This window comes from Streptococcus mitis (genome assembly GCF_901542415.1).
GTDB classification, from domain to species: domain Bacteria; phylum Bacillota; class Bacilli; order Lactobacillales; family Streptococcaceae; genus Streptococcus; species Streptococcus mitis_BL.
The window spans coordinates 2,019,516-2,035,063 of sequence record NZ_CABEHV010000004.1 but is presented as its reverse complement, the minus strand read 5'-3'; the positions used below and the strand labels follow the sequence as shown (position 1 = coordinate 2,035,063).

Annotated in this window: 15 protein-coding genes; all 15 read right to left on the bottom strand. The window is 44.0% G+C overall.

Annotated features, from left to right (window positions below):
• Nucleotides 1-41: 41 nt before the first annotated feature.
• On the bottom strand, nt 42-1,955 hold the full coding sequence (gene pknB / locus FQT24_RS10350) for a Stk1 family PASTA domain-containing Ser/Thr kinase (protein ID WP_143952954.1): 1,914 nt from the start codon (nt 1,953-1,955) through the stop codon (nt 42-44).
• Nucleotides 1,952-2,692: a Stp1/IreP family PP2C-type Ser/Thr phosphatase gene (locus FQT24_RS10345; RefSeq protein ID WP_143952953.1), complete on the bottom strand. Its 741-nt coding sequence runs from the start codon at nt 2,690-2,692 to the stop codon at nt 1,952-1,954. Before FQT24_RS10345 ends, pknB begins: the two co-directional genes overlap by 4 nt.
• 14 nt (nt 2,693-2,706) lie before the next feature.
• Nucleotides 2,707-4,020, bottom strand: a complete 1,314-nt coding sequence (gene rsmB / locus FQT24_RS10340; protein ID WP_185952570.1) for a 16S rRNA (cytosine(967)-C(5))-methyltransferase RsmB — start codon at nt 4,018-4,020, stop codon at nt 2,707-2,709.
• Nucleotides 4,013-4,948: a methionyl-tRNA formyltransferase gene (gene fmt, locus FQT24_RS10335; protein WP_143952951.1), complete on the bottom strand. Its 936-nt coding sequence runs from the start codon at nt 4,946-4,948 to the stop codon at nt 4,013-4,015. Before fmt ends, rsmB begins: the two co-directional genes overlap by 8 nt.
• A gap of 12 nt (nt 4,949-4,960) precedes the next feature.
• Nucleotides 4,961-7,357 carry a primosomal protein N' gene (locus FQT24_RS10330; protein ID WP_143952950.1) on the bottom strand — a complete coding sequence of 799 codons (2,397 nt, stop codon included), beginning with the start codon at nt 7,355-7,357 and terminating at the stop codon, nt 4,961-4,963.
• 65 nt (nt 7,358-7,422) lie between these two features.
• Entirely contained in the window at nt 7,423-7,737 is a 315-nt protein-coding gene (gene rpoZ / locus FQT24_RS10325) for a DNA-directed RNA polymerase subunit omega (RefSeq protein WP_000979235.1), read from the bottom strand.
• A gap of 24 nt (nt 7,738-7,761) precedes the next feature.
• On the bottom strand, nt 7,762-8,388 hold the full coding sequence (gene gmk, locus FQT24_RS10320; protein WP_143952949.1) for a guanylate kinase: 627 nt from the start codon (nt 8,386-8,388) through the stop codon (nt 7,762-7,764).
• Between the two features lie 137 nt (nt 8,389-8,525).
• Nucleotides 8,526-10,139 (bottom strand): ribonuclease Y, encoded by a 1,614-nt coding sequence (locus FQT24_RS10315; protein ID WP_000404934.1) that lies wholly within the window; start codon nt 10,137-10,139, stop codon nt 8,526-8,528.
• 190 nt (nt 10,140-10,329) lie between these two features.
• Nucleotides 10,330-11,427, bottom strand: a complete 1,098-nt coding sequence (locus tag FQT24_RS10310; protein ID WP_143952948.1) for a nucleotidyltransferase — start codon at nt 11,425-11,427, stop codon at nt 10,330-10,332.
• Between the two features lie 9 nt (nt 11,428-11,436).
• Nucleotides 11,437-12,177, bottom strand: a complete 741-nt coding sequence (locus FQT24_RS10305; protein ID WP_313769922.1) for a class I SAM-dependent DNA methyltransferase — start codon at nt 12,175-12,177, stop codon at nt 11,437-11,439.
• Between the two features lie 110 nt (nt 12,178-12,287).
• Entirely contained in the window at nt 12,288-12,641 is a 354-nt protein-coding gene (gene rsfS, locus FQT24_RS10300) for a ribosome silencing factor (protein WP_049546916.1), read from the bottom strand.
• Nucleotides 12,642-13,235 carry a bis(5'-nucleosyl)-tetraphosphatase (symmetrical) YqeK gene (yqeK, locus tag FQT24_RS10295; protein ID WP_143952947.1) on the bottom strand — a complete coding sequence of 198 codons (594 nt, stop codon included), beginning with the start codon at nt 13,233-13,235 and terminating at the stop codon, nt 12,642-12,644.
• Nucleotides 13,235-13,864, bottom strand: coding sequence for a nicotinate-nucleotide adenylyltransferase (locus FQT24_RS10290; protein ID WP_143952946.1), 630 nt, complete (start codon nt 13,862-13,864; stop codon nt 13,235-13,237). The genes yqeK and FQT24_RS10290 overlap by 1 nt, the downstream gene beginning before the upstream one ends.
• A 50-nt stretch (nt 13,865-13,914) precedes the next feature.
• Complete coding sequence (yhbY, locus tag FQT24_RS10285) at nt 13,915-14,226, bottom strand: ribosome assembly RNA-binding protein YhbY (protein WP_000060171.1); 312 nt, start codon at nt 14,224-14,226, stop codon at nt 13,915-13,917.
• A gap of 213 nt (nt 14,227-14,439) precedes the next feature.
• Complete coding sequence (gene yqeH / locus FQT24_RS10280) at nt 14,440-15,546, bottom strand: ribosome biogenesis GTPase YqeH (RefSeq protein WP_143952945.1); 1,107 nt, start codon at nt 15,544-15,546, stop codon at nt 14,440-14,442.
• Nucleotides 15,547-15,548: the final 2 nt, after the last annotated feature.

Sequence of the window (15,548 nt, the reverse complement as noted above, 5' to 3'; positions counted from 1 at the left end):
TCAAAAAAAATCTTTGCCATGAAATCATGACAAAGATTCGTTTAATCACGAGAATTTTCGTGGTTTCCTTCACTATTTGGTTGACTCGGAGTAGGAACCGTTCCTTGTTGATTCCCTTGCTGGCCACCTTGTTGATTCCCTTGATTTGGAGTAGTAGGTGAACCTTTGTTACCACGTTGAACTGACGTTGAAGAGGAACTTGATGGTGGTGTTTTGGGTTTATAAATAGAAATTTTAACACGAGTAGTGCTCAAGTCTACTTTTTCTCCTGCTTTTGGACTTTGCTCTACAACAGTCCCCTCAGCAGTTCCTTCAGGAGCTTTAGACACTTCTACAACTTCGATATTAGCTTTTTTAATGTCATATATCTCTGTAAGATTATTGACTGCAAATTCTCGACTAGAACCAATATAGCTTGGCATTGAAATAGAATTTACCTTCTTAGCGACTGTCAAAACTATTTGAGTTGCCTTGCTAAGATCATAGGTTGTTCCCTCCGGTAAACTTTGTTTCATGATTGTACCGGCTTCGATTTCGTTGGATTCTTCTTCCTCAATCTTAATTAGATTTTCTGGAACCTTCTTGCCCTTCAATTCTGCCACTACATCACTGGACTTTCTTCCGAGATAATTTCCGAGTTGGAAAGACTGCTGACCAGAAGACACAATCAAATTAATTTTTGTTCCTTCTTTGCGTGTCGTACCAGCGTCAGGATCGGTCCGAATAACCCGACCTTCTTCAATCTTATCACTAGCCTCTGATTTTTCTTCACCAACCTCAAAATTGGCTTTCTTAAGGGCTTCTTTAGCCTCAGCAACCGTCTGACCTGCCACCTTTGGAATAGCAATGGTAGCGGGCGTTCTATATAAAATCCATACCAAGGATGCCACAACCAACAAGAAGGTCGCAAATAAAATTGGATAACGTGCTTTCATGCGATGGCGTTTGGTTGGCTTTGAACTAGGTACTGTTTTTTCTGTCTGATGAGGTTGGGGCTTAGGTTGAGGTCTTCCCTCTTGTACCGGAGTTTTAGGAATAGAAGTCAGAGTACTTTGTGGAACTTTAGGAAGAGTCTTGGTGTCAGCCTTAGTGGTATCATTAAACACCAATTTAGGCTCATTGCGACGATTATAAGACAAACTACTAGACAAGTCCACATACATCTCTGCAACTGACTGATAACGATCTGTCAATTTCTTGGCAGTTGCCTTGATGACAACATTCTCTAAAGCCTGAGGCACAGATGGATTCTCAGCTATAACCGATGGCAATGGTTTCTGGAAATGCTGGAGGGCGATGGTCACTGCACTATCCCCATCGTAAGGGATATGTCCTGTCAACATCTCATAAAAGATGATCCCCATGGCATAGATATCACTCTGTACAGTCGCTTTAGAACCACGCGCCTGCTCTGGTGACAAGTAATGAACCGAGCCCAGCATAGAGTTGGTCTGAGTCAGACTCGTCTCTGCAAAGGCTACTGCGATCCCAAAGTCTGTAACTTTGGCAGTCCCATCTGGAGTCAAAAGGATATTTTGCGGTTTCAAATCCCTGTGAACAATTCCTCGAGTATGGGCTAAGCGCATAGCCAAGAGGATTTGTCCCATGATTCGAATCGCTTCTTCATTTGAAAGAGGGTGATGTTCCTTGATATAGCGTTTGAGGTCTAATCCAGCAACATATTCCATTGCGAGATACTGTTGTCCCTCTTCTTCACCGATATCTGTAATCCGAACGATATGAGGATGGTCCAGATCTGCCATGGCTCTCGCTTCCCGCTGAAAACGAGCCACTGCAATAGGATCTGTTTGGTAGTTGGTCCTCAGGACCTTCACTGCCACTTCTTCACCGTCCAAAATCAAATCCTTGGCCAAATAGACATCTGCCATGCCTCCTCGACCAATTTGTTTGATAATCCGATACCGCCCGGCAAAAATCTTGCCGATTTGGATCATTCTGTTGCCTCCTCATTAACAGCAATAAGGGCAACTGTGATGTTGTCTAAACCACCTGCATTGTTAGCAAAACGCACGAGCGTCGCTGTTTTATCTGCCAAAGAAATATCGCTGGTTACAATATCAGAAATCTCACTGCCTGAAATCATATTTGTCAAGCCATCACTATTGAGTAAGAGATAGTCCCCAGGCTCAAGGGTAATCATTCCAAAATCAGGCTGAATTTCGTCTTTTTGACCGATTGACTGGGTAATAATATTTTTCTGTGGATGGCTAGCAGCTTCTTCAGGGGTCAATTGACCTGCCTTAAGCAATTCATTGACCAAAGAATGGTCGCTCGTTAACTGGTGGTATTCTTCTCCACGAATCAAACCGATACGAGAATCCCCAATGTGGGCATAGATAGCCTGATTATCAATAATGGCTACAGCCTCAAGGGTTGTTCCCATTCCTTTATAGGCTTCATTTTGTCCCAATTGGTTAATCCTTTGATTTTCAATCTCAAGGTTGTTAGCAAACCATTCACGTACTTCATTAACTGTATCGATTTGAGTATCTACCCAAGCTACACCTAGGTCTGTTACCGCCATCTCACTAGCGATATTCCCTGCGCGATGACCTCCCATACCATCAGCTAGGATAATCATGGTACGTCCAGCTCTATTGACATAGTGGTTGACATAGTCTTGGTTATTTGTTCGTTTCTGACCAACATCTGTTAATAATGAAATTTCCATGTGTTAGTTCCTTCCTAATCCGATATCTTACGAAATTGACTGATGAAGAATCCATCACTTCCATACAATTCAGGTGTAATGAGAATACAACCATCTTTCACGATATCCTTACATTCATGTTCTAGTTTTACCTGCTCAAAGTCGGGATGACTTTCTAAAAATGCCTGAACGACTTGAAAGTTCTCCTCTGAGACAATAGTACAGGTACTATAAGTTATTATACCACCTTTGCGTAGTGTTTGACAAACACTACCTAATATTTCTAGCTGAATTTCCTGTAAGGACGCGAAATCTGCCGTTTCTTTGTTGTATTTGATATCTGGTTTGCGACGCAGAAGACCGATTCCTGAACAAGGAGCATCCACCAAAATCTTATCAAATGAATTCTGACCAAAAAACTCATGCACCTTTCTGGCATCCAATTTTTTCGTTTGAACTCGTTCTGCAACCCCTAGACGTTGGGCATTTTCTTGGATTAAGTCCAACTTGTGGTCATATAAATCCAGAGCAATTACCTGACCTGTCGTGAGATAAGAGGCTATATGAGCTGTTTTTCCACCTGGAGCTGCACAAGCATCTAGAACCTGCTCATCACCTTGTAAATCAAGCGTCGGAGCAACAAGCTGACTGGACTCGTCTTGGATGGTAATGGCTCCCTCTGAAAATAGGTCATATCCCGCAAAGTGGCCTTGCTCCTTCACAAGACCAGAGGGAGACAAGGATGAATCACTGGCCTCCAACAAGACTTGGATTTCTTCTTTTCGACTTAAATCAGTCACGCGGATGCTGGCCTTATTGCGCACCAAAAGACTTTCAAAAATAGCTTGCGCTCGCTCTTCGCCGTATTCTTCCTTAAGTTTAGACACAAGCCAAACTGGGAGAGAATAGGCAACGGAATCACGCTTGTTTTTTCGCTTGATGCTAGCAATATCTGGCCAGCCTTCACGCAAGATACGGCGAAGGACAGCGTTGACCAATTTTTCACTGCCTTTTTTACGGACTTTGGCCAATTCTACTGCTTCATTGACCACAGCATGATCTGGAATCTTGTCCAAATAGCGGAGTTGGTAGGCACTCATGAGAAGAAGAACATAAAGCCAACTATCTAACTGGTCTCTGTCTTCGATAAAGTGGGATAGGTGCCATTCCAGAGTCAGTTTACGGGCTACCGTTCCATAGACCAGCTCGGTCACCAAGCCCTTGTCTGCTGCCGAAAGTTGACTTCCCTTGAAATGCTTATTTAAGGCGATATTTGAGTATGCTTGATTGATAAAAACATCCTCTAATACTGCTAGGGCTAAACTTCTAGCCGTTTCTACTTTAGTCACCAAATCGTTCTCCTACAGTCAATGTACGTCCAACTCCATTGAGGAAGGAAGCAATGTCCATCTTAGGTTTACCAGCTGGCTGCACTTGTTTGAGGGATAGAGCCCCTTCTGCCGTTGCGACAATCAATTCTTTCTTGCCAATAGAGAGAATCTCACCTGGATTTCCCTGACCTTCTACTGGTAGTGCTTCATAAATCTTAAAGCGGTCGCCCTTAAGGAAAGTATGGGCAACAGGCCACGGGTTCATTCCACGGATCTGATTGAAAAGTTGACGATTGGTCTTAGTCCAATCTAGTTTTTCTTCTTCTGGCTTGATATTTGGCGAGAAAGTGACCTGACTTGGATACTGCGGTTCAGGTTTAATGTCACCAGCAATGTAGGCAGGCAAAGTATCCAAAAGCAAATCGCGACCAACAAGAGCTAATTTCTCAAACAAGGTGCCAACATTGTCCTCATCTGTGATCGGAATGCTACGACGAGAAATCATATCTCCTGCATCCATTTCCTTAACCATTTCCATAATGGTCACACCAGCTTCCTTATCCCCTTGAATCAATGCATAATGGATTGGCGCTCCACCACGATGTTTAGGAAGAAGAGAAGCGTGAACATTGACCGCAAAGTCCATGCTATCAAGGAGTTTACTTGGGAGAAACTGCCCAAAAGCAGCAGTCACAATTCCATCTGCTCCTAGCTTCATAATAGCTTCCATCTCTGGACTTCCAGATAATTTTTCAGGTTGGTAGATTGGAAGACCCGCTTCTTTAGCAGCCTGCTTGACTGGGGTTTCTTGGATCACTTTTTTACGTCCTACAGCACGGTCTGGCTGGGTCACAACGGCTAGAATTTCGTAACGGTCATCTGTCAAAAGTCCTTTTAAGACTGTTGCTGAAAAGTCGGGGGTCCCCATAAAGATTAATTTTGTCATATCTTCTCCTTCTTATAAAAATTGCTGTGGCTCATGGTCAATACTGAGACGGAGCTCACTATTTTCCCGCTCTTGAGTCAAGGCCAAGACCTGGTTGAGGGTTAGCCCCAGCTCATCTTCTAAACGGTATTTAATTAAAATCTGGTAATGATAGAGGTTGTGGGTACGAGCAATCGGTTTGGGGGTTGGCCCAAGAATGTTACTGGTCTCTGACAATCCTGACCGCAAAATGTTCATAACTTCATAAGCACGTTTGACCACCTCTTCTTCTTTCTTGTGAGAAATGGTAATGCCAATGGTGAAATAGTAAGGCGGATAACCAAGTTGTCGTCTGATTCCCATTTCATAGGCATAAAAACCTTCGTAATCCTGATCCTTTGCAAATCGAATAGCGTAGTGCTGAGGATTGTAAGACTGAATCAAGACCTGCCCAGCTTTTTCAGCACGACCTGCCCGGCCTGCAACCTGAGTCAAGAGCTGGAAGGTTCTCTCAGAAGAACGGAAATCAGGCAGATTCAAGGCCGTATCCGCATTTAGAACTCCGACTAAAGTCACATTTGGAAAATCCAATCCCTTAGCAATCATCTGAGTTCCTAGCAAGATATCCGCTTCTCCTCGTCCAAACTGGTCAAGAAGAGCTTGGTGACTACCTTTCTTACGAGTCGTGTCCACATCCATCCGCAAAATGCGGGCCTGGGGAAAGAGTTCTGCCAGCTCGTCATAAGCCTTCTGAGTTCCTGTCCCATAATAACGAATACTGCGACTCTTACAGTTAGGACAGACCTGAGGTATGTCCTTTGAAAAACCACAATAATGGCAATTCATGGTCTTGGTATCCATATGCAAGGTCAGGGAAATATCACAGTTGGGACAAGTATCTACCGTCCCACATTCCCGACACATGACAAAGCTAGAATAACCACGGCGATTGAGCATGAGAACCACCTGCTCTTTTTTAGCTAGACGGTCTTGAATGGCTTCTAGCAAGGGAGGCGTAAAGTTTGACGTCTCGTTTTGTCCGATATAGTCACGAAAATCAACCACTTGAACCTCAGGGATCCTAGCTAAAGGATTGGCGCGTTGAGTCAGACGCAAGTGTTGATAGACGCCTTTTCCAGCCCGCGCACGGCTTTCCAGACTAGGAGTTGCTGAACCAAGTACCAGAGCTGCTTGATTGTACTGGGACCTTAGAATAGCAACCTCTCTAGCATGGTAACGGGGATTGCTGTCCTGCTTATAAGTCGCTTCGTGCTCCTCATCGATAATCATAACACCTAGATTCTTCAGCGGAGCAAAGATGGCCGATCTAGCACCAACAACAACTTGGGCATCGCCACGTTCCACTTTGCGCCATTCATCATACTTTTCACCATTAGACAGGCCAGAGTGAAGAATGGCAACCTTATCCCCAAAACGAGCGATAAAACGCTCCGTCATCTGAGGAGTCAAGGAAATCTCAGGTACCAGCAAAATAGCTGTCTTGCCCTTATCCAAAGCCCCTTGGATAATCTGCAAGTAAACCTCGGTCTTCCCACTTCCTGTAATCCCTTGAAGGAGGAAGGGAGGCTGATGACTGCCAATTGCACTGACAACCGCATCACGCGCCTGCCTTTGTTCTGGATTCAACTCCAAAGGCCGACTTGCCTCAATGCCTTCAAAATAAGCAGCCGAGCGTTGCACTTCCTTTTGGACTATGGTCACAGCACCTTGTTCCACAAAGAAGTTGACTTGCTCCCGTGAGTAGGACTCTAACAAACTAGCCAAGGAAGCACTTTCAGGATGTGACAGTAAATAGTCTCTCAATTCTAACTTTTTCTTGGCACGTGCAGAAATCTCTACACTTTCTAATTGAGCAAGGTCTACCTCATACCAAGACTGGGTCTTGACCTTCTTTTGATCAATCGCCTGATATTCTAGACCAAGCAGGCCTTTTCTAGTTAATCGCATCATTTCAGCTTGCTTACCTATATCTAGAGAAGAAAAGGCAAGCGAATCCTCTGAACCAAACAGACGCTCTCGATCTGCATGACTCAGACCTGCCAGAGGATAGAGAATCTTGTCATAGCTGGAGTTCAGAAATCCCGGTAACATAGCCTTGAGGATGGAGATCTTGTAGGAGAAGACGGACTTGCGTAACTCCTCAGCCAGCCAGAGTTGTTCTTGCGTGAGAACAGGAGAAAAATCCAGCACCTCAGCAATATCTTTTAAATCTTGATTAGCCTCTCCTTCGTCTGATTGAGACTCCAAACCAAGAACAATCCCTTGAATCAGGCGATTGCCCTTACCAAAAGGCACATGAACCCGCATCCCAACTTCCAGCATTCCCTCAAATTCCTCAGGAATCCTGTAACTATAGGGCTGATCCGTCTGCATCAAGGGCACATCTACGATAATCTTAGCTATCACCATCTTCTCACCTCCTCCTTGTCAGTATATTCTTGCAATAGAAAAAATAAGATTGAGTCCCCCCAACCTTAAATTTTTTCACCATCTTCTTTTTCTTTAGCGATTTGCTCTTTGATTTTCTTTTCTTCTTCTTCTTTGCGGCGTTTTTCTTCTTCGATACGGCGACGCACTGCTTCACGTTTTCCTTCTGGGTCTGGGTGAATTGTTACATTTCCTGATTCGATTTCTTCTAAAGCGCGAAGAGTTGATTTTTCAGACTTGAAACCTTGAGTTGCTGGCGCACCTGCTTCCAATTCGTGGGCACGTTTTGCTTCCAAGATTACGAGTGAATATTTTGAAGGAACCTTGTCGAGCAAGGTATCAATAGAGGGTTTTAACATCATTTGCTTGTACCTATTTTCTAAATTTTATCGGGTAGTTGGAGATTTGGGTAACATCTCCTGATAGTGACCAATGACACGATCCACACGGAAGTGCTCTGCTTCGATCACACGTTTGACACGCTCAGCAGCTAGGGGCACCTGATCGTTGACAATCGCATAATCATACTCACGCATAAGCGCAATTTCTTCCTTGGCTTTTTCGATTCGTTGGGCAATCACTTCTGCACTGTCTGTTCCACGTCCTACCAAACGATCTTGCAATTCATCCAAATCTGGTGGTGTCAGGAAGATAAAGACAGCATCTGGAACCTTTTTCTTGACCTGAAGAGCGCCTTGAACTTCAATTTCAAGGAAAACATCGATTCCCTTGTCCAAGGTTTCATTGACATAGGTCAGAGGAGTTCCATAATAATTGCCGACATATTCCGCGTATTCCAACATCTGTCCTTGACGAATCAGCTCTTCAAACTCTTCGCGAGTGCGGAAGAAATAGTCAGCACCGTCCACTTCTCCAGGACGTTGTGCGCGTGTCGTCATCGATACAGAGTATTGAAATTGGTTTTCAGAACTCTCAAAAATCTCTCTTCTAACCGTTCCTTTTCCAACCCCTGAAGGACCAGAAAAAACGATTAGTAAGCCTCGGTCTGCCATTGTGTCTCCTTTAGTCAGTCTGTGAAAATAAAATAAGATTTCCCTTCAGATAGTAGCAATTTGCGCAAACTATCCTTCTACAGTCTTTCTATCTAGTGTAACAAAAAAGCAGTAATTTTTCAACTGCTCTTTCTTATTTATTTAGCATAATCTACTGCACGAAGTTCACGAATTACGGTTACCTTGATATTTCCTGGGTAATCGAGATTGTTTTCAATTTTCTCACGAACTTTGTGAGCCAAGATTGTGACTTTGTCGTCCTTGATTTGTCCTGGATTGACCATGATGCGGATTTCACGTCCTGCTTGAAGGGCAAAGCTATTTTGTACCCCTTCAAAGCCGTTAGCAATTTCTTCCAAATCATGAAGACGCTTGATATAGCTTTCAAGAGACTCACTACGAGCACCTGGACGGGCTGCGCTCAAGGCATCTGCTGCAGCAACGATAACTGCAATCACGCTCTCAGCTTCGACATCGCCGTGGTGACTAGCAATTGTATTGACCACAACTGGGTGTTCCTTGTACTTACGAGCCAATTCCATACCGATTTCAACGTGGCTACCCTCAACCTCGCGGTCAATGGCTTTCCCGATATCGTGAAGGAAACCAGCACGACGGGCAAGAGCCGCATTTTCACCAAGCTCACTCGCCATGATACCAGCCAACTTAGCAACCTCAATCGAATGGCGCAAGACATTTTGTCCATAAGAAGTACGGAACTGCAAACGTCCCATGATTTTCATCAAGTCTGGATGAAGGTTTGGCGCACCAATTTCATAGGCAGCAGCCTCACCGTATTCACGGATCTTATTATCAATCTCTTGACGGTTTTTCTCAACCAACTCTTCGATACGAGCTGGATGGATACGTCCATCCTTAAGCAACATTTCCATGGTCATACGAGCAATTTCACGACGAATCGGATCAAATCCTGACAAGGTTACCACTTCTGGTGTATCGTCGATAATCACATCGACCCCTGTCAAACTTTCAAAGGTACGAATGTTACGACCTTCACGACCAATAATGCGTCCCTTCATAGTATCGTCTGGCAGATGAACCGTTGAGTTTGTTGATTCCGCCACATATTCACCAGCGATACGTTGCATAGCTTGAACCAAGATGTCCTTGGCCATTTTATCAGAACGTTCCTTGACCTCTTGCTCAGCTTCACGAATGCGGCTGGCAATCTCCTTGGTCAAGTTTTCCTCTGTCTGAGCCAAGATAATATCTCGTGCTTCTGCCTGAGACAGAGCACCAATACGTTCTAGTTCAGCTTCTTTTTGTCTTTCGACTTCCTCTAATTGCTCTTCACGCGCATCAAGGTTTTTCGCTCTATCAGAAATACTTTGTTCTTTTTGTTCAAGTGTTTGTTCTTTACTCGTCAAATTGTCGTCCTTGCGGTCGAGGCTAGTAGCTCTCTCTGTCAAACGACTTTCGATTTGTTTGAGTTCTTGACGTTCTGATTTGAATTCAGCGTCCACTTCTTCACGGTATTTTCTGGCTTCTTCTTTGGCCTCCAATAGTGCTTCTTTTTTAAGAGACTTGCTTTCACGTTTAGCTTCATTAACAAGTAAATCTGCTTCACGCTCAGCTTGTCCACGTAAATTAGTTGCTTCTTGTTCAGCATTTAAAAGCATCAACTCTGCAGCTTCCTGAGATGATTTCATCTTGGCTGAGATGCTGACATATCCAATGACTAAACCAATGATGACGGCAAAAACAGCAATCGCAAGCGACATGATTTCCATGTTTTTACCTCATTTTATTGTTATTCCGAATGACATACATTCTTTTACATTCTACCATAAAAAAGTGATTTTCACAAACCTAAAATAGAATATGTTTTGGGGAATTTGGAACGCGTTTGCCAAAATAAAATTGTTATTTAGAAATAGTAGTTTAGTAGAGATTTGAGAAAAAGCCTACATTTCAGTAGACTTAGTTTGTTTCTATTCTAATCGGCACTCTTCCAAAATTCTGCTCTGTTATACTTGGATTTCCAAGTTGATAAATCTGGTCTGCCTTTTGAGTCATGGCATCCCAAGGCTCTTTGCCAATTCGGCTGACTAGATTGACCTGCCCTTTCAGAGACTTGAGGTGTTGTCTGCCTTTTTCGGTAAAACCAAGGACATGAATGGCTTCTGGCAAATTACTTTCTCTTGCCTGCACTAAGATATAGGTCAAGAGGCGTCTGACACGCGCCTTTGTATAACGTTTGGTAATCACTAACTCGACCAATTCTTCCACAGACTGGGCTGTTTTAATAGCTTCATTAATGCGCACAGCCATTTCTTGATTAACCTGATAGATCGTTGTTAAGGCTGGATTTGACAAGATTTGATAGCGGAGCAAAGGAAAAAAGTCGTCCCAACTCACCTTATTAGCCTGCTCAAAGAGAGCAACAGATGGCATAAAGCGTTCTAAGAAGTCTTGGTCCTTCTGATGCTGACGGAGGGCTGTCGCCGAGGCAAAGTCCACATCCTTGTCGACAGAATGGTAACCAGCCCCCTGACGCTGAATCGGATGCAGGTTGATGTTGTACCCAGCAACCGCCTTAGCATAAGCCAGAGCAAGAACATGATTGGGCGTATTACCAGAAAAATCAAGACCTGCAAATTCCTTCCACATGACCTGAGTTTTCTGAGGATAAGAGAGGGAATCAGGTAGATTTTCCACAAATTTCTCCATCTCAGCACCTTTCTCTGTGTATAAATCAGCGATTTTCTGGTAATCCAGAACTTCCTCCGTCCCAAAGGCTAAGTTATCAATCCCTAACTGAGCTAAGATATCCACAGCTCCTTGACCAAAGAAATCTGCTGCTTGAACACTGACTAAAAAGGGCAATTCTACTACCAAATCTGCGCCATTTTCCATAGCCATCTGGGCCCGTGCCCACTTATCCACAATAGCAGGCTCTCCACGCTGCATGAAATTCCCTGACATAGCCACGATTTTCAGCCCCTCTGCCTGATCCAGCAGGTATTTGTGTCCATTATGAAAAGGATTAAACTCCGCGATAATACCTGTGATGGTCATAGTGATCTCCTACTTCTGCGCCACAAAAAACCAACGGGTGCTGGTTTCTTTTGGCTCCTTGTCCTCAAAGTCTGCATAGAGTTTGAAAGACTTGAAACCAGCCTGCTCCAGCAAGATATCATAGGTCAATACTTCGTATGTACGCTCCTCATGCACTTCATCGTGGCGACTAAAGGACCCATCCTCTTCCTTGATAAAGAAAGTCAACTCATGAACGATAGAGTGAGGCGCTGCATCCTCGTAGGTATCCCAGAGCATTGCAAAATCTTCTGCATTTTCATGATAAGAATAGCCTGGAAAAACTTCGTCTGTCTGGTAGGTCGAATGCACATCAAAGATAAAGATACCATCTTCGTTGAGGGAATTATACACTTCCTTAAAGACGTCCCCTACTTCCACCTCATCCTGCATGTAGCAGATTGAGTCCGAATAACAAGTGACAAAATCATATTGACCTACCTTGGACAAATCCAGCATATTGCCTTCAATAAAGTCAATCTTTTGTTTGGCTGAAGTAGCTCTCTTCTCAGCAATCTTCAACATATCCGCACTCAAGTCAAGTCCAGTTACATCAAAACCAGCCTGAGAAAAGCGCACAGATTGAATGCCTGTCCCACAAGCCAATTCCAAGAGTTTCTTTCTCTCCTTGGTCTTAGGCAAATGACGAAGCGAAAAATCCGTCCATCTATCGTATAAACTGTCGTCCATGACCGCATCGTAAACAGCCGCAAAAGTTTCATAAGTTGCCATAATCATGATACCAAGAGCGTCAATGGCAAACACCACTCGCCCTTTACCTTTCTATCAATTTTTCTAAAATAAGCAAATAAAACCCAGTTGACTACAACTGAGTTCATCTTCTAAGCAAGAGCTTCTGAAATATCTACTGAATTTGCCTCATGCCATAGCTTTTCTAGGTTATAGTGGGCACGCATTTCTTCTGAAAAGACATGCACAACGACAGCGCCTAGGTCTAGTAAGACCCAACCTCCAGCTGCATCGCCTTCGATATGGCTACCTTTAAAGCCTGCATCAGCTACTTTTTCACGGATGTTATCAGCGATAGCGTCCAACTGACGGCTATTCATTGAACTAGTAATAACAAAGTAATCCGTCACGCTAGTCAAATCTTGTACGTCAAGTGCGAGGATATCCTCCGCACGTTTCTCATCAGCCGCTTTCACAACTAGTTCTAGTAATTCTTTTTCGTTCATTTAGTCCTCTTTCAAATAGTGCACAAAGGCGTTATAGGTTTCAAGTGTTTGGGGATAGATGGGGAATCCCTGATGAGCTAGATGCTCCACGGTACGAGCTGTTTCGTAGGCCACAGCTTTATTGAGCGATAGCTCAGCAATTTCACGCGCCTGGTCCACACCTGGAAAGGCACGATTGTGCTCTATATAGTCTGCGACATAGATAACCTTGTCTAGGTCTGTCATCTGAGCCGCCCCGACTGTATGGATTTCAATAGCTCGCAGGATTTCAGAATCATGCAAATTCAAATCTTCCTGAATCTTGTAGATGCCAATCATGCCATGCCAGACATTATTGCCCCAGTTTTTGAGATCAGAATCTAGCTGGTAACGGTCAATCAAATCCAGAAATTCCTGATCTGACAGCTTTTTAGCATAATCATGAAGAAGGCCTGCAAGACCTGCTTTCTCGACATCGACTCCAAAGCGCTGAGCCAGTTCTATGGCTGCACTCTCCACACCCAAGCAATGGGTTAAGCGTTTTTCAGGCAGAAGCTCTGCCATTTTTTCTAACAAAGCCTCACGAGAGCAGTTGATATAGTCTTGATAGGCCATCAGTAGATCCCCTCCTTCTCGATGTAGTCTAGCACAGGCTGAGGCAGGAGAAAGTTGGGTTTCCGACCTTGGGCAAGGAAGTCACGCACCATGCTGGACGAGATATCCATGAGAGGCACATCCACCCAGATAACGGGATAGGAAGTCCCTGCCTTGTAGCGTGGGCGCTGAACTCCCACAAACTGAACCATATCTACCAGTTCATCAATTCTGTACCACTTAGGCAGATAGTCCACCATATCGGCACCGATGATAAAGTAATAATCCGTATCTGGATTCTTCTCTGTTAAAATCTTCATGGTGTCGTAGGTATAGGAAATGCCCTTGCGCTCCAACTCAATAGTTTCAATATCCAGACCTTCAATCCCCTCAATCGCCAACTCAAGCATCTTGAGACGATGGTGTTCAGGGATTGTTTCCTTTTTATCTACATGAGGAGGTTGGTACTCAGGCATGAGCAAAACTTGATCCAGTCCTAACTGCTGGCGTACTTGGTCCGCAACGATGAGATGGGCATTGTGAACAGGGTTAAAATTCCCCCCTAAAATCCCGACTTGTTTGCGTTTTTTCTCCTTGATTTCTGGCTCCAACTCTACCTTGGTAAAGGGAGTCAATAGTTCGATTGCCATAGGCTAGTCTCCTTTATTTCTCTGTAAAAACAGTTGTTTGGAGTAGTTTTTTAAATTTCTTTGACTTTTTTAGAAATCTTGCGATTCTCTTTCTTGCTAGATTGTTTATACAAAATCAAGATTCGTCCGATTTTTTGGACTGTGTCCACACCGATTTCTTCTTCCAAAATTTCAGCTACTTCGTGGATATTTTCATCGGTGTTTTGCAAAAGAGTAACCTTGATCAATTCACGGGCGTCAAGTGCCTGACGGACGCTGGTTTTGATTTGGTCGTTAAGTCCATTTTTCCCAATTTGGATGATGGGTTTGAGGGTGTGTGCCTGACTGTTGAGGAAGGCACGTTGTTTTGATGTTAATGACATAATTTTCTTCCTTGTTTTTTGATAGTTATTTTAGGTGGTGAGGGACGGTCGGAACTAATTTTCCAAAGATCTCATCTTTGAAAAATGGATTTCCTGACCTCACAATTGAGCCTTGGTCTCAATTGTGCCCCTTGCCAATCTACAGATTGGCAATCACACCACGGCAATAACTATCTTTTTATGAGCTCACTTTGTTCGCTCAGTGATTTTATTTTAAATAATGGCTTTTCGTGTGACGACGGCGACGCCTTCTGGTGCCCAGACGGCGACTTTGGCGGTGCCTGTTACTCGGATCCAGCCTAGGCCTGAGATGACTAGGTCTGTCTTGTCCTTGATGTTAAATACATGTTGGACTAATTTTGGAAAATCTTCTTTTTCCTTACTATTTGGTGGTGTCAGAAGAGTTCCGACGTGCTTATCGTAAAAGGCACTAGCGCCTTCTAGCTTGGTACGGTGGAGTTTGAGTTCATTGTCAAAGAAGGCTGTGAAACCTTGTTTTTCTCCTGAAATGAAGTCAAATCGTCCCAGGCCACCTAGAAACAGGGTTTGTTCAGGATTGAGCTGATAGGTTTTAGGCTTGATTTCCTTTTTAGGGCTGACATACTTGAGGTTTTTGGCCGTCAAGTAGTGAGCCATCTGGTGACGGTGGATAATCCCCGGCGTATCGTAAATATAAGATCCGTCGTCAAGCGGAATCTCAATCTTGTCCAAGGTTGTCCCTGGGAAGCGCGAAGTCGTAATGACATTCTGGTCACCCGTGATTTCTTGGATAATGGCATTGATGAGAGTTGATTTTCCAACGTTGGTTACACCGACCACATAGACATCGCGGCCCTTACGGTAGTGTTCAATCTTGTCAATGACTTCCTTAATGGCATGTTTGTTTTGTGCCGAAGTTAAGACGACATCGACTGGACGAAGACCTTCTTCGTGGGCACGCTCCATCAGCCACTGGCTAATCTTGCCCGGTTTAACTGACTTAGGTAGAATATCTTTTTTATTTCCAACCAAGAGGACATCATTGCCCGATACAAAGCGTGGCAAGCCTGGAATGACAGAGCCATTAAAATCAAAGATATCAATGACATTGACCACTAAGGCATCACTGTCTCCCACCTCGTGCAAGAGCTTGAGGAAATCATCGTCCGTCAACTGGACATCCGTGATTTCATTATAGTGGCGGAGACGGAAACAGCGTTGGCAATAGACTTCGCCAGTTTCCAAACCTTTTTCAAGTGCCGACTGGGGGGTAAAACCAAGACCAGCCTTATCTGTCGTCTGAATGGTTGCTCCACAACCAATACAGAGAATTTCTTCCATAG